Below are 18,044 nucleotides of genomic sequence, written 5' to 3' on the forward strand. Positions count from 1 at the left end.
TCAGAACGGATCGGCAGTGCCGATCCGTTCTTCTTATATTACAGGAGGTCTAAAATTTCAGATCAGGTTCTACTTCCAATTCCTGGCTTTGGCTCCTTCCATTCTCACCACCCGCGGCTGAAAGATGCCGACGATATCGACCAGGTCCTGCTGGGAACGCATCACTTCGTGGATATCCTTGTAAGCCATGGGCGCTTCATCCAGTCCGCCGCCGATCAGGCGCACGCCCTGTTCGGCAAGATGATCCCGAAAATCTCCGGTGGAGATCAGCGATTTGGCCTTGCTGCGGGACATCACCCGCCCCGCCCCGTGCGAAGCTGAATTTACGGAGTCGTTATGGCCCTTTCCCCGCACAATAAAGCCCGGGGCAGTCATGGAGCCGGGAATAATTCCCAATACGCCTTTACCGGCCGGAGTAGCTCCCTTCCGGTGAACGACTACCTGCCGGCCGTCGGCCAGTTGTTCTTTCCAGGCGAAATTGTGGTGGTTTTCCACGCGGGCGATGGGCGCTTCTCCCAGGGCCCGGGCGATCCGGCGGTGGATGTGATCGTGGCAGGCAGAGGCATAATCTCCCGCCAGATTCATGGCCATCCAGTACTCGTGTCCTTCCTGAGAGTCGAGTGTCAGCCAGGCCAGGTGCCTGGCTACTTTGGGCAGCCGGCATTTATCCATAGCAACTTTGGTGTAATGCCGTGCGATATTCGCTCCCAATCCCCGCGAGCCGGAGTGCGACAATACGGCCAGATAATCCCCTACCGGAAGATCGAAATCATTTTTGGGATCGCTCAGCCGCACCGTTCCGAACTCCACGAAGTGGTTGCCGCCACCGGAGCTGCCGATCTGCTGGTACGCCCGGTGTTTCAGATCCTTCACCACCTTGATGTATTTGAATTCTTTGCGTTCCAGCACCGGATCATCCATGGGATCGTCAAAGGTATCGAGGCCGAATCGGGAATTTTCCAAAAGTAGTTTTTCGAATTTCTCGGGCTGCTCCCGCAGATGGGAAGGACTCAGGTTGTACATGGTCAGACACATCCGGCAGCCGATGTCCACGCCCACTCCGTAGGGAATAACCGCATTGTCCACCGCCAGGACGCCTCCGATCGGCAGCCCGTATCCCTGGTGGGCGTCCGGCATCAGAGCGCCGTCCACCGCCACGGGCAGGCGCATGGCCGTAAACATCTGGTGTTTGGCTCCCTCCTCGATCTGTTCTTCTCCGAAGATCGGAAAAGGTTTTACCTGCTCCAGCAGCTCGTAATATCCTTCCTTCCGTTGGTCCTGTTCCGCTCCGATCAGCTCGCGGGCTACCCGGCCGAAAGCTTCGTCTTCCACGAAATTCCGGGGATGCTCCAGTATGTTTTTCAACATGGCCAGTCCCCACTCCCGGCTCTGCCGGCGGTGGTGCTCGTACAGGCTGTTGATGGCCAGTCCGACAACTTTCCCCTCCGGATAGCCCAGCTTGATCAGATCCTTTCCCCTTATTTTCATTTTTGCCATGACGAGACATTTTTCGTTCATTGCTACAATTACCGCCGCCATTTAGTTCCAATTAGGGTAACTTAGCAAACTGTCGAAGCGGTAGGCGGTTGACCGCAGCAACTAACGGTATAGTATAGCTTTAGAACTATTCTGAAAAAGAGCTGGTTCGGCCTCATCATCTGCCGGAGATAGGTTCCAGTAAAAGCAGGCATGACATTCAACGAAAGCGGACTTGAATTTAATTTTGGGAAGGGATGGGTCGTCAAAAAATACGACGAGCACGCCTATTTTCGCAGCCTGAGCGGGATGGGCCTGAAGGGCGTGGATTTCATCGCGATCCGCGACCAGCAGGAACTGATATTTATCGAAGTAAAGAACTACCGCACCCGTTACAATCCGGAAATGGACCGCTCTTTCGACGTAGCCGCCAAACCGGCCGCCGAACTGGCCTATGAGCTAAAAAGAAAATCAGAAGATACCCTGCTGGCCATCGATGCCGTCCTGCAGTATTACCGCCGGAGCTGGTGGTACCGCCGCTTGCGCAATCTCTGGATGCGCTGGCCCTGGCTGCAGCACAACCGCGCATTCTGGTCGCGGGCGGACGAACTGGCCAACCACCACCTGCACTACGTCGTCTGGCTGGCGCTGGATTTCGATGATCCGGAAAACTACGAGGAAGAATTGCTTTTCCACCTCAATCTCATGCAGATCGAAGCAGTAGACCGCATCAGTATTGCCAACGGGAAACACTCCCCTTTTGGGGATGAGGTACGGGTAGTTGTACCGTAATATTTTTAGAACAGTTTCTTACAGATCAAATCCGATATCACTCCGGTTGTATTTCCCTTCAAATTCTACCTTAGCGGCATCGCCCAGGGCCGTATTCAGGGCATCCCGGAAGTGGGGACCGTAGGCAGTAATGGCCATTACCCGGCCACCGTTGGTGACGACCTGCCCTTCGGATTTACGCGTGCCGGCGTGGAAGACCAGACTATTGGCCACATTTTCCAGTCCGGAGATCGCTTTTCCTTTTTCGTAGGATCCCGGATATCCTCCCGATACGAGAATAATGCTGGCGGCAGCCCGCTCGTCGGTCTCGATCTCCATCTCTTTGAGGCGGCCTTCGGCCGTAGCGCGGCAGAGTTCCGCCAGGTCCGTATTCAGTCGGGCAAATACCGATTGGGTTTCCGGGTCGCCCATACGGCAGTTGTATTCGATCACATAGGGATCGCCTTCCACCACGATCAGTCCCAGAAAGACGAACCCTTTGTAGTTCATATCTCTTTCGCGGATCCCTTTGATCGTCGGCTTAATGATCCGGTTCTCCACCTTGCGCATCATTTCATCATCTACAAAAGAAACCGGTGATACCGAGCCCATACCGCCGGTATTCAGGCCCGTATCGCCCTCCCCGATCCGCTTGTAATCTTTGGCCACGGGCAGTACTTTATAATCTTTGCCGTCCGTCACGACGAATACGGAAAACTCAATGCCTTTGAGAAACTGCTCAATCACGACCGTTTCGCTGGCCGCACCGAATTTACCCGCCAGCATGTCCTGGAACTCCTGCTTGGCAGCTTCGATATCCTCCAGGATCACCACGCCTTTCCCCGCCGCCAGTCCGTCGGCTTTCAATACGATCGGTGGCCGTTGGGTTTCGATGTAGGCCAGGCCGTCCTGCAGGTCCCGGGCGGTAAACTCCCGGTAGGCAGCCGTGGGGATCACGAACTCGCGCATAAACTCCTTGGCGTAGGCTTTACTGCCTTCCAGTAAGGCGCCTTCCCGCGAAGGGCCGACGATCAGCACGGACTTCAACTCATTATCCTCCTGGAAAAAGTCGACGATACCGCGTACCAGCGGTTCTTCGGGCCCTACTACCACCAGATCGATAGATTGGTCCAGCACCAGCTTTTTTACAGCCGCAAAATTATTGGGATCCAGATCGATATTGGTGCCGTGCTGCTCGGTGCCGGCGTTACCGGGTGCGATGAACAGGGCTTCACAGAGCGGGCTTTGCTGCAATTTCCAGGCGAAGGCATGCTCGCGGCCTCCGCTACCTAGTAGTAAGATTCGCATGGGTATAATGAGTTATTTTTGAGCAAGGGAAAAGGTGTAATAAAAAAAGGAGAGGCCGTGAGCTGGAACCGGGAAAATTGGTATTTCTCCCTGTCGCACCATCTCCTGGTCTCTCCTTCCTGAATTCCGTTATTCGTCATAAAAAGATCAGGCCGCTTTCAGTTGCGTAAGCCGGGAACGGCTCAGTTTTTCTTCAGCGTATTCCTTAGTGACGGTGAATTCCTTAATTTCCTCCTGCGACGGCAATTCGAACATGGCGTCCGTCATGATCGCTTCGCAGATGGATCGCAAACCACGTGCCCCGAGGCCAAAGTCCAACGCTTTTTCTGCGATGTAGGCAATGGCATCCTCGGTAATTTCGAGTTGAACGCCTTCAAGTTCAAACAGCATCTTGTACTGCTTCACGAGGGAATTCTTGGGCTCCGTGAGGATATTTTTCATAGCATCCAGATCCAGCGGATCCAGATAGGTCAATACCGGCAAACGACCGATCAGTTCGGGAATGAGCCCGTAGTGTTTCAGGTCCTGGTGATTGATATACTGCAGCAGGTTTTCCTTGTCTATCTGTTCCAGCGCATTTTCTTCGGACTTGAACCCGATCACCTGCGTATTCACTCTCCGGGCAATGATCTTTTCGACACCGTCAAAAGCACCGCCGCAAATGAAGAGGATATTGTGGGTATTGATATTGATCTTGACCAGTTTTTGTTCCGGATGCTTCCGGCCACCCTGCGGCGGCACGTTCACATCGGTACCTTCCAGCATTTTCAGCATGGCCTGCTGTACGCCTTCCCCGGATACATCGCGGGTAATGGAAGGGTTGTCGCTCTTGCGGGCGATCTTATCGATCTCATCGATGTACACGATCCCTTTTTCCGCCGCAGCTACATCGTAGTTACACACCTGCAACAGGCGGCTCAGGATACTTTCCACGTCTTCGCCAACGTAGCCCGCTTCGGTGAATACCGTTGCATCTACGATCGCAAAGGGTACATTGAGAAATTTGGCGATCGTTTTGGCCAGCAGGGTTTTACCCGTACCGGTCCGGCCCACAAAAAGAATATTGGATTTTTCTATTTCGACATCGGTCTTCACCGTTTGCCCCAATCGCTTGTAGTGATTGTAAACGGCGACCGAGAGTACTTTCTTAGCTTCGTCCTGACCGATAACGTACTGGTCCAGGTGCGTTTTGATCTCTTTGGGCGTTACCCGCTCCGGCAGCAGGAAGGGTGCCTCTTCCGGCATTTCTTCCTTCGGTTTCTTCCCCCCGTACAATTCTTCCTGTACGATCTCATCCGCCTGCTCTACACAAACTTCACAGATATGCCCATCAATCCCGGCAATGAGAATGAGTGCCTCCGATTTATCTCGACCGCAAAAGGAACAGCGATAGCTTTGCTTACTTTTCCGCATGGCACTTACTTGTATTTATTGTCTGTTGTTTAGAAGGAGTCAGATTTTCGGAAAAGGTTGTCAGGTAAATTACTAACTGATGCATCCCGGCCACGAAAACCTATAGCTCTTAAAGATAACAAAAAAAGTCGGGGTCAGGATGATGTCTCGGCTCCTAACCCCGACCAGGATTACTTAAGATTCTTATTTTTCTTTTCTACGCGGATTGTTGCGATCCAGTACTTCGTCGATCAGGCCATATTCTTTGGCTTCATCGGCAGTCATCCAGTTATCGCGATCACAATCCCGCTCGATCTGTTCGTAGTCTTTTCCGGTGTGGTGCGCCAGGATCTCATACAGTTCTTTCTGCTGCTCTTTGATCAGCTTGTAGTAGATCTCCATTTCGGTCACCTGACCCTGCATACCACCCAGCGGCTGGTGGATCATTACCCGGCTGTGGTACAGACAGGTTCTTTTTCCTTTAACACCCGCAGTTAGCAGTACAGCACCCATGGAAGCCGCCAGACCGGTACAGATCGTGGCCACATCCGGAGAGATGTATTGCATGGTATCGTAAATACCCAAACCGGCAATCACACTACCACCCGGGCTGTTGATAAACATCTGTACATCACGCTTGGGGTCAGTGGATTCCAGGAATAGCATCTGTGCCTGGATCACGTTTGCAACGTAATCATTTACCGGCACACCCATGAAAATAATACGGTCCATCATCAAACGAGAGAATACATCCAGGCCGACGATATTCATCGAACGCTCCTCGATAACATTCGGCGTAAAAGCCTGAATATTAGGAACGGTAGCCATGTTCTTCTCTGCGTATTTCTCTAAGTGCATCCGGCTCATCCCGAGGTGGCCGGTAGCGTATTTCATGAATTCATCCTTATGAAACATCAGTGCGTATTTAATTCAATTGTGGAATATCCGTACTATTAACACCACGAAGTACGCGATGGTTAACTCTATAGGTAAAATTCCCGGAAAATAGGCTTCCGGGGCTGACAATATTTGCTATTGGTATACCTGCTGCGGGAATCCCGGGCGCGCCGCAAACCTTACGGGTGCGCGGCGCGGGACTCGCTATTTATTCTTCTTCACCGGCTGCATCAGCGCCCGCTGCTGCCTGCCGGGCCAGTTCCTTAGCCTGGTCTCCTTCGTTGATATCCTGGATCACTTTTTCAAAATCATCGGTGCTGATCGCTTTCGGCTCTACCTTTACGGAATCTTTCACCGCGGCAAATACCTTATCGGTCAGTACCTGCTGGGCAACGCGATCCACATCTTCCTCTTTTTCCATCATCCGCACGGCCATAGTTTCGAGGAAATTATCGTCGAACAGGGCCGGATTGCTGATCATTCCCTGGATCTGGCGCTTGAAGGCATCCTTGATCTCGTCCTGGCTGATCTGCACATCGTGCTTTTTAGCCAGTTTGGAACGGATCAGGGTCCATTTCAGGTTGTCCAGAAAATCGGGGAAGTCGCGCTCGATCTGCTCGTCGGTAACGTTCTCGTTATTCGTTTTCAGCCAGCGCTTGAGGAAATCCTTCGGCAGGTCCATGGAGTTTTTCTCCAGCAGATATTCCTGGATATGGCGGTACAGTACCGCTTCGGCCTGACGATCGTAGTAGGATTTCAGATCGTTCTCCATTTTTTCGCGGGCCTCCTCTTCGGTAGACACGACTCCTTCTCCGAACATCTTGTTGAAGAATTCCTCATCCATTTCGGCTTCCTGCAGACGGGTGATCTCCACGATGGTCGCCTGGACCGTATCGCCTACCGCTTCGGCTTCTTCGCCTTTAACGCCCAGGAAATAGTTGTGCACGTATTCCGGAGAGGTTTCTTTTTCCAGTTCGTAAATGTTGATCTGGAAGCTATCGCCCGGTTTGTGCTGGCTGATGATCTTTTTGGCCTCATCCGTCAGCCGGTCTTCCGGCACGCTGAATTCGTTGGTTACGCCTTCTTCTTTCGGGCTGTCGCCGTCCAGCTCCTGGATAGATAGTTTGATGAGATCACCTTCCTGCACTTCTCCTTCGATGGGCACCTGTTCGCCCATACGCTTGCGGCCGGCAGCCAGCTCATCGTCGATCTTATCCGTGGGGATGGTGACATCGTACATCTCAAAGGAAGCGTCATCTCCCAGTCCCTCTACTTCAAAATCGGGAGCCAGGCCCAGGTCGAATTTGAATTCGAAATCTTCGAGATCTCTCGGATCGAACTCGTAGACCTGCTGATCATCATTGGGCAGGGGCTGCCCCAGGTAATTCAGATCATTTTCCGTCAGGAAGTTCCCTACTTCGGATTGCAACATTCCGTTGATCACATCCGAAAGGATAGCTTTCCCGTACATCTTACGCAGTACGCTCATTGGGGTTTTGCCCTTGCGGAACCCCTTCATTTGAACCTGCTTGCGATATTTATTTAGCTCAGTCTTGAACTGACCTTCGTATTCTGATTTTTCGATCGTTACCGTTAATACGGTATTCAAATTGTCAATATCCTCTCTGACAACCTTAGGCATAACAACAACATTAAAATGATTAAAATCTTTTGTAGCACGTAGAGTGTGTCAAGCAGACGGACCGGAACGGGAAAATTAAAACGGCATCGTTCCTTTTAACGATCTCTCAGTTTCTCCTTACCAACTTTATGGACCTCTACTTTCTGCTCTCTACCAGGTTGCCTGGCAACCTGCAATAATATATACAAAGAGTCGGCATCATTGTTGACGAAAAAAATGGCGGATTTGTTAACAAAATCCGCCATTTTTTAGTGCTGGTAGCAAAAGCACCGATATCTACAGGGCTTTTTCAACAATAATATACAAGTAACGTTTAATACAAAAAGGCTAAATGCTTAATGCTAGCTTCGTACCAGTACCGGATGGGGAATCTGCATAAGCCTGTTTTTATACCTGACCAAACTGCAATCCGTCACCCTGGATTTTGAGGGGGAATAACTTTCCGGTCTTGCTTCAATGCCAGGGAGGAAAGTCATTTTCGCCACCATCTTTGTGTTGTGCGGGTGGAGGGACTCGAACCCCCACGCCTTGCGGCACTAGATCCTAAGTCTAGCGCGTCTACCAATTTCGCCACACCCGCAATGGGACCTTTTTTCAAAAGCGATGCAAATATATAATCTTTTTTATAAAAAAGAACGGCTTTTCAAGTAGATAGGATCAAAAGTTTTTTTTCCATTTTTTTGATTAGCTTTGTATAGAGTGGTAAATATGCGCCGACAGGAAAGGTAAACACTGTAATTGCAGGCCATTTTCACAGAGGATGGCTCACTCTTTTTAGTAACCGGTGAAGCAGCCAAGATCCATGAACACAGTAGGAAAAAACCATGCCTGAGGTATTAATTAAAAATCGAGAAGAACAAGAGATGATCGAATCCGCCTACCAGGATATGGTAGCGTCGATCAAGTCTCATATGGACGATCGGGACCGCGAACATATACGCGGTGCCTACGAACTGGCCGTGGAAGCTCACCAGGAACAAAGACGCAAATCGGGAGAGCCCTACATCCTGCACCCCATTGCGGTAGCCAAGATCTGTGCCGCTGAGATCGGACTGGGCCCGACGGCCATCACCGCCGCGCTGCTGCACGATGTAGTGGAAGATACCGAGGTTACCCTGGCCCAGATCCAGGAAAGGTTTGGCGGCCGTATCGCCAAGATCGTCGACGGCCTCACTAAACTGGACAGCGCCTACAACGCAGAAAGCCCACAGGCCGAAAATTTCAAGAAAGTACTCAGTACGCTCGTGGAAGATGTCCGGGTGGTACTGATCAAAATGGCCGACCGGCTTCACAATATGCGTACGCTGGGTTCCATGCCCCGCCACAAGCAGTTGAAGATCGCCGCCGAGACCAGCTATATCTACGCCCCGCTGGCCCACCGCCTGGGGCTGTACGCTTTCAAGACGGAGTTCCTCGACCTCTGTATGAAGGTGACCGATCCGGACAATTACCACGCTATTGCCAAGAAACTGGCGGAAACAAAACGGGCGCGGGAATCCTATATTCAGGAGTTCATTCAACCCCTGGAAGAAAAACTCAACAGCCTGGATGCTACCTACCGCATCTACGGCCGCCCGAAGTCCATCTATTCCATCTGGAACAAGATCAAGAACAAGCAGGTACCCTTCGAAGAGATCTACGACCTGTTTGCCGTACGGATCGTCCTGGATGTACCGCCGGAGCGGGAAAAACTGACCTGCTGGCAGGTCTATTCCATCGTAACGGATGTGCACACGCCCATTCCGGAGCGTTTGAAAGACTGGATCACCACTCCAAAATCCAACGGTTACGAATCACTGCATACCACAGTGATCGGACCCAAAGGCCGGTTCGTGGAGGTCCAGATCCGGACCGAACGTATGGACGAGATCGCCGAGCGGGGCTTTGCCGCCCACTGGAAATATAAAGGCGTGAAGGACCAGCCGGATGTTTACGAAAGATGGCTGGATAATGTGCGGGAGATCCTCGAAGATCCCAACAGCGACGCCGTGGAATTCCTCGGAGACTTCCGGGCTAATAACCTCTTTACCGAAGAGGTGTTTGTCTACACGCCCACGGGAGACATGAAGATCCTGCCTTCCGGAGCCACTGCTCTCGACTTTGCCTTCAGTATCCATACGGACATCGGGTACCATTGCACCGCCATCAAGGTCAACAACCGTTTGGTGCCGATGGGTTATAAACTGCAGAACGGCGATCAGATCCAGGTTTACACCAATAAGAACCAGAAGCCCAGTGAAGACTGGCTGAAAATGGTGGTAACGGGTAAAGCCCGGGCCAAGATCCGTTCGGCAACCAAGGAAGAACGCCGTATTCGCGGAGAATTCGGCAAAGAGGCCATTCAACGCAAACTCAAAAATCTGAAGGTCGACTACGAGGACAGCATAGAGTTTCTGCTGAAACACTTTGCTTACCCCTCCCGGGTAGACTTCTTCTACGATATTGCCGTAGACAAGCTGAGTATTCCGGAGATCTTCCGGGAAGTGCACGCGGAAGCCGGTAAACTGGTCATCACGGAAACGGCTCCCAACCCGATCCCGGCGGCAGCCCCGGAAATACCGAAACCCAAAAACCGGGCGTCGAGGAAAGCCACCGAAAAGCCGCGCCTCATGATCAACGGGGAGCCGGCCGAACGTTTTGATTACAGTTTTGCGAGTTGTTGCAATCCGGTACAGGGCGACCAGATCTTTGCGTACCTCACAGCTAATGCCGGACTGAAGATCCACCGGTCAAACTGCCCGAATGCAGCCAACCTGATGGCTAATTACGGCTACCGGGTGATGAAGGCCGACTGGGTATCCACCACCAATTCCACTTTCGTGGCGGACCTGAAGATCACCGGTATCGACGACGGACCGGGTATTATCGAAAAACTAAGCCATCAGATCTCTTCGGCCCTCAACCTGAATATCCGCTCCTTCAGTATCGAAGGATACGAAGGATATTTCGAAGGACGGATCAGTTTGCTGGTTGCGAATACGGACCAGTTAAACCTGGCGATCAGGGCCTTGCAAAACCTAGATCACGTTTCAACTGTTTCTAGAGTAGAATAGGGCCTGTAAAGCATTTGCGGTCAGTGATCGAGGGAAAGCGATTGCAGAAATAACAGCTTAAAAAGAAAACAATGGAGAATAGTGTGCAGCAAGATGTAATAAAAGAGGTTAAGCGAATATTTGCGGAGCATTTGGAAGAAAATGGTCTCCGGAAAACCCCCGAACGCTTCGCGATCCTGGAAGAGATCTACAAACGTTCCGATCACTTCGATGCGGAGGCCCTGTACATTCATATGAAAAATCAGAACTACCGGGTAAGCCGGGCTACCGTATACAATACCCTGGAACTGCTGGTGACCTGCGACCTGGTCAAAAAGCACCAGTTCGGGAAAAACCTCGCCCAGTACGAAAAGTCCTACGGCTACAAGCAGCACGACCACCTGATCTGCATTGATTGCGGTAAGGTGCTGGAGTTTTGCGATCCGAGAGTACAACAGATCAAAAGCATGATGGGCGATCTGCTGAAATTTAACATCACCCACCATTCGCTCAACCTGTACGGCCACTGCGAAGGGGCCTGCCCGCGCACTAAGACTAATAAAAACGACGAGACCGAAACCGGTAATTTTCTACTACCAAAAGAGGAACTTCCTCTTCGCTGATCCTTTCTACCATGAACCCAAGCTGGCAATTAAGCGTCCGAGAAAACATTCAACTTCTTCAAGTCGGCGACCTGCTGAGTGAGCACACCAATAAAGAAGTGCTGCGCACGGTCGACGATCAGATAGAACAGGGATTTTACAACTTTGTGGTGGATCTGAGTGCCGTTGATTACATCAATAGCATCGGGCTTAACCTGCTTATCCTCCTCCGGGAGCGCACCAGAAAACAAGGAGGAAAGGTCGTTTTGGCCAGCCTCTCCCCTACGGTGGTCAAACTATTTGAAATGACCAAGCTTTCCCCGCTATTCGAGCAGACGGATACCGTAGAGGCCGCATTTGGCGTATTTCCGGAGCAAAAGAATTGATTTTTCCACGGCAAAACCTTAGCTGATCCAATTGTTTGTTTAATTTTACCGGGTAAAACGAACGTCTAGGAAAACCTAACGATACCCAATAGGTATTTTGTTAGGTTTCATTATTTTTATAGAAATAATTTTTGATATGGCAGTTGATGTAATCCTCGGTTTGCAATGGGGTGATGAAGGAAAAGGTAAAATTGTTGACTACCTCGCCACCAAATACGATATCGTAGCCCGCTTTCAGGGCGGCCCTAATGCCGGCCATACCCTCAAATTCGACGGTAAAAAATTTGTCCTTCATACGGTTCCCTCCGGAATTTTTCGCTCCAATATCATCAATGTCATTGGCAATGGTGTGGTGATCGATCCGATCACCCTTTCCCGCGAGCTCAGCGAATTGGACGAAGCCGAAGTGTCCTACCAGAATCGCCTGCTCGTTGCACTCAAAGCACACCTGATCCTGCCCACCCACCGACTGCTGGATGCCGCTTCCGAAAATGCTAAAGGCCAGGAAAAGATCGGTTCCACGCTGAAGGGGATCGGCCCTACCTACATGGATAAAACCGGACGTAACGGTTTGCGGGTCGGAGATATTCTACAGGACGATTTTCAGGATCGCTACGATTCCCTGAAGCAGAAACACCTCAACTTACTGGAGATCTACCCGGAAGTAGCCTTTGATCTGGAAGCCGAGGAAAAGAAATGGTTTGAAAGTATCGAGGTGCTGCGCAGTCTGCGGCTGGTCGATTGCGAATACTACATCAATCAGGCCCTCAAACAGGGACACGCCGTACTGGCGGAAGGCGCCCAGGGATCTATGCTCGATATTGATTTCGGCACCTATCCTTTCGTTACTTCTTCCAATACGATTACGGCCGGGGTCTGTACCGGTCTCGGTATTGCTCCCCAGCAGATCGGCGAAGTGATCGGTATCACCAAGGCCTATTGTACCCGGGTGGGATCGGGCCCTTTCCCGACGGAGCTGTTTGACGAAACCGGAGAACTGCTGCGCAAGGAAGGTGCTGAGTTCGGAGCAACTACCGGCCGGCCCCGCCGCTGTGGATGGATTGATCTTCCCCAACTGCAGTATACTATTATGCTGAACGGCGTTACGCAATTGGTGGTAACTAAGATCGACGTACTGAATATCTTCGATCATATCGAAGTTGCTACCGCCTACCAGATCGGCGACGAAGAGACCAAACAACTTCCCTACGATATTTGTCATGCGAAGATCGAGCCGGTGCTCGAATCTTATCCGGGTTGGAAACAGTCCCTGGACGGTATTCAGGATTTCGATGCCCTGCCGGCGGAAGCCAAATGGTACCTGGAAATGCTGGAAGACCAGCTGGATGTACCGGTGACGATGGTATCTACCGGTCCTGAGAGAAAGAAACTGATCCTGCGGGGTGTGGCTGCGGAGGTTTAGTTGGTGACGGGGAGACTGGGTGACGAGGAGATCGGGAAAGGGGGTGTTTTATACCTTTTCCCGCTCTCCTGATCTGGCTCTCTGTTCCTGATCCATGAGAACATCCAGTACTATTTACGCTGACTTGCCGCTAAGTGCCTAATTGCGAATCTCTTCGCCTATACGGCATACCTGTTCTACCAACAGATCGAAATCTTCTTCCCGGCTCCGATGATTGGAAATAGCGATGCGCAGGCAATAACGGCCACCCAGTGTGGTGTAACCCGGTGCCGCGATGCCGCGTTCTTCCAACTGCAGCTTGATCTCTTTATTGAGCGCATTCAGTGCTTCGGTATTCAGCCCGGCCGGTTGGTAACGGAAGCAGACGATGTCCATGCCTACCGGAGCGATGAGTTCCAGATCGGGATGCTGCTCGATCAGGTCTTTGAGATAGTGCGCCTGCTCTACATTCCTCGCGATCATACGACCGAATTTTTTAGCACCGTGTTCCTTCAGGGACATCCACACTTTCAGCGCCCGGAAACGACGTGATAACTGCGGGCCGTATTCACTGAACCAATTGCTGCCCGAAGCAACACCCCGGGTATTTTTTGCCAGATATTCCGGGATTAGGGCAAAGGTGTTTTTATGCGCATCCTGGTTTTTCACCAGTACACAGGCGGCTTCGAATGGCATGTGCATCCACTTGTGCAGATCGATAGCCAGGGAATCCGCCCGGGAAAGCGCGGCGATTTGCGGCCGTACATTATCCGCTAACATACCAATGGCACCGATGGCACCGTCGATGTGCAGCCAAAGTCCCTCGGCGGCACAGAGGTCCGCCAGCGCATCGATATCATCCACCGCACCGGTGTTGACCGTTCCCGCCGAACCGATCACACAGATGGGCTGAAGCCCCTCGCATCGATCCCGCTCGATCTGTTCCCGCAGAGCGTCCAGGTTGATGGTATAATCTTCATTGACGGCGATCTTGCGCAGGCTCCGACTGCCCATTCCCAATAATTCCACTGCTTTCTGGTTGCAGCTATGCACTTCGGTGGAAGCATAGACCGTGAACCGCTTACCATCTTTGATGCCTTCTTCCCGGAGGTCGTAACCGGCCTGTACATTTCGCCCTACGGTCAGTCCCAGCAGATTAGCCATGGAGCCGCCGCTTACCAGCAGACCGCTGGCCGTAGCCGGGAAGCCCATGATCTCTTTCATCCAGTTGATCACCTGCTCTTCCACTTTATGGGCGGCGTGATTGCCCCCTCCGAGGTTGGAATTGGTAATGGAGGCCAGGAAATCGGCAGCGGCTCCGGAAAAGGTGCCGGCACCCATATACCAGGCCCAAAACCGCGGATGAACGGTTCCCATGGGATACGGTAATATGTTTTCTTTGAATTCCTGATAAACCGCCTCAGCGGATTGAGGCTCCTGCGGCAGGGACGTTTGAAAAGTTTCCAGTACCTCATCGGGCATTTCCTGCCAAATGGGTCTTTCGCGTACTCCGGCGATGAAATCGATGGCATCATCAACCATCTGGTGCATCAGGGAACGGGCCTGTTCCCAATCTTGCGGATCCAGAGATTCCGCGGCGACTTCCGGGGCAATAGGTGTGGTGTTATTTTTTCCCATTGGTTCGATTTCTTTATCAAACCTACACCTTTTGGAGAAAAAAAGTTTTCCCCCAACCCACTTATTGAGCGGAATGCACGATGTAATGAGGGGATGCAGCGGGGCAGCGTGCGGGTATGGATAAAATTGGAAGGCAAAAAACTCGCCCTAATCTCCATACCCGCACCTAGTTTTCCCCTCCGAATCAGAGTCATTCAGGACCCGGATCATAGCCTGCACGAAATGGCAAATTCAATGGCAATGGCAATTTCAATGATCCAACATCGGGCGAAAAGGCCATCAATGGACCAGGCAGTCGCCATTTTCCTGCCATTGTAGTTGTAATTGGCATTGCCATTACTTAAAATTGAATAGCTCCGGCCTTAAACCATCTCCGTTTTTTCCCGCTCCTCCAGGATCTCTTCCATCTTCTGAATATTCGCTTTCCTGGAAGACAGGTAAGAGTAGATAGCCGGAATAACAAAAAGTGTCAGAATGGTAGAGAATACCAATCCGCCGATTACGGCAATACCCATGGATACCCGGCTTTCGGAACCTTCGCCCAGGGCCAGTGCTATCGGAAGCGTACCGAGTATGGTCGAAAGACTCGTCATGAGAATCGGGCGGAAACGCGCGGCCGCAGCATCTTTGATCGCCGCTATCCGGTCCAGACCAGCTTCTTTTCGCTGGTTGGCAAATTCAACGATCAGAATACCGTTTTTGGCCACCAGACCGATCAACATAATGATACCGATCTGGCTGAAGATATTGAGCGTCTGACCAAACCACAACAAAGTCAGTACCGCACCGGCTAAAGCCAGGGGCACGGTGAACATGATGATGAAGGGGTCGACAAAACTTTCAAACTGGGCCGCCAGTACCAGATAGATCAGGATCAGGGCCAAACCGAATGCAAAGGAAAGACTGGAAGAACTTTCCAGATAATCCTTGGAAGGCCCGGTCAGGCTGGTCAGGTAAGAATCGTCCAGTACCCGGTCCGCGACAGCCTGCATGGCTGCGATCCCGTCTCCGGTCGTTTTGCCGGTTGCGAGGCCGGCAGAAACCGTAGCCGAAATAAAGCGGTTGAAGCGATAAAGCGTTGGCGGAGTAGTTTGCTCCGTCATCGTGATGAGGTTATCCAACTGGATCATGTGGCCGTCCCGGTTACGCACGTAAAGCGACTTAACGTCTACCGGTTCATCCCGGTTTTCCCGCTGAATCTGTCCGATCACCTGGTATTGTTTACCGTTCATGATGAAGTACCCGAAACGCTGACCGCTCAGTCCGAGCTGCAGGGTCTGGGCGACATCAATGATCGATACCCCGAGGTCCTGCGCTTTTTGCCGGTCGATGTTGATCTGGATCTCCGGTTTGTTGAACTTCAGGTCTACATCCACAAAACTAAAGGTAGGGTCTTTCTGCGCCTCTTCCAGGAAGGTAGGCACGATCTCTTTCAGCTTCTGAAAGTTGTTGGCCTGGATCACGAACTGTACGGGCAATCCACCACGGCGGTCCCCGATACTCACTTCCTGGCTGGCAAATACCCGGGCTCCGCTGAGCTTGGAATATACCGGAGAAATATCATCGAGGATCTGCTGCTGGGAGCGCTGCCGCTCTTTCGGATCTTTCAGCAACAGGATCAGCATTCCGGAGTTCACCGTAGAGGACGAACCGTAACCCGGCGAAGTGATCGACACGGCACCGGCCATTTCCGGGATCTCTTTTTCCGTGACGGCGGACAACTCGTTCATGAAGTCGTCCATGTATTCGTAGGTGGAACCTTCCGCGGCCGTAGCCCGCACCCGGAGCCGGCTGCGGTCTTCCAGTGGCGCCAGTTCCGCCGGCAGGCGGAGACCAATATAATAGATCATAAAACCGGTCAGTACCATGATCGGCAGAGCCAGCCACCGTACCCGCATAAAGCCCGACAGCAGGTAGGAATATCCATTCGTCAGGTTCCGGAAAAAGGGCTCCGTAACGCGATAGAACCAGGGCTGGCGTGCACGCCTTTTCAGCAACTTACTCGACAGCATCGGCGTCAGGGTAAGCGCCACGAAACTGGAAATGATCACCGCACCGGCGATGACAATACCAAATTCACGGAACAGACGGCCGGTCAGGCCCTGCAGGAATATTACCGGCATAAACACCGCAGCCAGAGCGACGGTGGTCGCAATAACGGCAAAGAAGATCTCCCCGGACCCCTTGAAAGCAGCCTGTACGGGAGACATGCCTCCCTCGATCTTCGAATAAATATTTTCCAACACCACAATGGCATCATCCACAACCAGACCGATCGCCAATACAACTCCAAGCAGGGTGAGGATATTGATGGAAAAGCCCGCGACGTACATGATAAAGAAAGCACCGATCAGCGAGATGGGAACCACCACTATCGGAATAAGGGTCGTTCGCCAGTCCCTCAGGAACAGGAAAATGATCAGCGTTACCAGGCCGAAAGCCAGATAGATCGTTTGTTCAACCTCCGCGATAGAAGCCCGGATATAAGTCGTGTTATCAAAACCGACATCGACCATTACGTCTGCCGGCAAGTCTCTTTTGATCTGATCCAGACGTTTGTAGACCTCGTCGGCGATCTCGATATGATTGGAGCCCGGTTGGGGCACGATGGCGTTACCCACCATGGGGATACCATCCCTTCTCAGAATAGACCGCAGGTTTTCCGGAGCCAGTTCGGCATTACCGATATCCCGAAAACGCACGATATTCCCGTTTACGACTTTGACGATAAGATTGTTAAAATCTTCGGGCGTCGTCAAGCGGCCCTGGGTTCTCACGGTAAGTTCCGTATTATTCCCCTCCACACTGCCCGAAGGCAATTCGATATTTTCCCGTTGCAGCGCATTTCTTACATCCAGAGGAGTAAGCTGATAAGCCGCCAGCTGAGCGGGTTCGATCCACAGGCGCATGGAATAGCGTTTGGAGCCCCACACCATGATACTACTCACGCCGTTGACGGTCTGCAGGCGTTCTTTGAACACGTTTTCGGCAAGGTCGGTCAATTCCAGTAAGGACCGCTGCTGGCTCTGGATGTTGAGGAAGATGATCGGACTGGCATCCGCATCGTTTTTCGAGACCGTAGGCGGTTCGGCATCCGGAGGCAGGTTACGAACAGCCCGGCTGGTTTTATCCCGCACGTCGTTAACGGCCGTTTCCAGGTCGACTTCCAGGTTGAATTCTACCGTCACCGTGCTTCGGCCGTCCCGGCTAACCGAGGTAATGGCCCGGATACCGGCAATACCATTGATCGCTTCTTCGATCGGTTCGGTGATCTGCGATTCGATGATCTCAGCGTTGGCACCTACGTAGGTCGTAGACACGGAAATGATCGGTTTATCCACACTGGGGTATTCCCGGACACCAAGAGAGCGGAGTCCGATCAGACCGAACAGGATGATCACGATGGATAAAACACTTGCTAAAACGGGCCGTTGGATACTTATGGATGAAAGACTCATATGGGTCAAATTGATGGGCGGAGTTATGATTGCATGCTGC

Annotated in this window: 12 protein-coding genes and 1 tRNA gene; 5 read left to right on the top strand and 8 right to left on the bottom strand. The window is 51.9% G+C overall.

Annotated elements, in window-relative coordinates; translation table 11 throughout:
• Nucleotides 1–69: 69 nt before the first annotated feature.
• Complete coding sequence (locus tag CRP01_RS23825) at nt 70–1,497, bottom strand: RtcB family protein (protein WP_099152621.1); 1,428 nt, start codon at nt 1,495–1,497, stop codon at nt 70–72.
• 192 nt (nt 1,498–1,689) lie between these two features.
• Between CRP01_RS23825 and CRP01_RS23830 the strand changes: the two genes are divergently transcribed.
• On the top strand, nt 1,690–2,268 hold the full coding sequence (locus CRP01_RS23830; RefSeq protein ID WP_099152622.1) for a hypothetical protein: 579 nt from the start codon (nt 1,690–1,692) through the stop codon (nt 2,266–2,268).
• Between the two features lie 18 nt (nt 2,269–2,286).
• On the opposite strand, the gene purD is transcribed toward CRP01_RS23830, so the two are convergent.
• The 5 genes from purD to CRP01_RS23855 all read right to left on the bottom strand — a co-directional run bounded on the left by purD (nt 2,287) and on the right by CRP01_RS23855 (nt 8,066).
• Entirely contained in the window at nt 2,287–3,555 is a 1,269-nt protein-coding gene (gene purD, locus CRP01_RS23835) for a phosphoribosylamine--glycine ligase (RefSeq protein ID WP_099152623.1), read from the bottom strand.
• 147 nt (nt 3,556–3,702) lie between these two features.
• Entirely contained in the window at nt 3,703–4,968 is a 1,266-nt protein-coding gene (gene clpX / locus CRP01_RS23840) for an ATP-dependent Clp protease ATP-binding subunit ClpX (protein ID WP_099152624.1), read from the bottom strand.
• Nucleotides 4,969–5,151: 183 nt separating this feature from the next.
• Nucleotides 5,152–5,862 carry a ClpP family protease gene (locus CRP01_RS23845; protein ID WP_099152625.1) on the bottom strand — a complete coding sequence of 237 codons (711 nt, stop codon included), beginning with the start codon at nt 5,860–5,862 and terminating at the stop codon, nt 5,152–5,154.
• A 190-nt stretch (nt 5,863–6,052) separates the two neighbouring features.
• A complete protein-coding gene (gene tig / locus CRP01_RS23850) occupies nt 6,053–7,486 on the bottom strand; it encodes a trigger factor (RefSeq protein ID WP_099152626.1) in 1,434 nt (477 codons plus the stop codon).
• A 498-nt stretch (nt 7,487–7,984) separates the two neighbouring features.
• Nucleotides 7,985–8,066, bottom strand: a tRNA-Leu gene (locus CRP01_RS23855).
• A 244-nt stretch (nt 8,067–8,310) separates the two neighbouring features.
• On the opposite strand from CRP01_RS23855, the gene CRP01_RS23860 reads away from it, so the two are divergent.
• The 4 genes from CRP01_RS23860 (at nt 8,311) to CRP01_RS23875 (ending at nt 12,929) form a co-directional block, all read left to right on the top strand.
• A complete protein-coding gene (locus tag CRP01_RS23860) occupies nt 8,311–10,539 on the top strand; it encodes a RelA/SpoT family protein (RefSeq protein ID WP_099152627.1) in 2,229 nt (742 codons plus the stop codon).
• Between the two features lie 71 nt (nt 10,540–10,610).
• Nucleotides 10,611–11,141 (top strand): Fur family transcriptional regulator, encoded by a 531-nt coding sequence (locus tag CRP01_RS23865; RefSeq protein WP_099152628.1) that lies wholly within the window; start codon nt 10,611–10,613, stop codon nt 11,139–11,141.
• Between the two features lie 11 nt (nt 11,142–11,152).
• The gene (locus CRP01_RS23870; RefSeq protein WP_099152629.1) at nt 11,153–11,506 is read left to right on the top strand and encodes an STAS domain-containing protein; all 354 of its coding nucleotides are present in this window, start codon (nt 11,153–11,155) and stop codon (nt 11,504–11,506) included.
• A 136-nt stretch (nt 11,507–11,642) separates the two neighbouring features.
• On the top strand, nt 11,643–12,929 hold the full coding sequence (locus tag CRP01_RS23875) for an adenylosuccinate synthase (protein WP_099152630.1): 1,287 nt from the start codon (nt 11,643–11,645) through the stop codon (nt 12,927–12,929).
• Nucleotides 12,930–13,067: 138 nt separating this feature from the next.
• On the opposite strand, the gene CRP01_RS23880 is transcribed toward CRP01_RS23875, so the two are convergent.
• Nucleotides 13,068–14,546: a pyridoxal phosphate-dependent decarboxylase family protein gene (locus CRP01_RS23880; RefSeq protein ID WP_099152631.1), complete on the bottom strand. Its 1,479-nt coding sequence runs from the start codon at nt 14,544–14,546 to the stop codon at nt 13,068–13,070.
• Nucleotides 14,547–14,908: 362 nt separating this feature from the next.
• Nucleotides 14,909–18,004, bottom strand: a complete 3,096-nt coding sequence (locus CRP01_RS23890; RefSeq protein WP_099152633.1) for an efflux RND transporter permease subunit — start codon at nt 18,002–18,004, stop codon at nt 14,909–14,911.
• Nucleotides 18,005–18,044: the final 40 nt, after the last annotated feature.

The sequence above is a fragment of the Flavilitoribacter nigricans DSM 23189 = NBRC 102662 genome, from assembly GCF_002646595.1.
Lineage (GTDB): Bacteria > Bacteroidota > Bacteroidia > Chitinophagales > Saprospiraceae > Flavilitoribacter > Flavilitoribacter nigricans.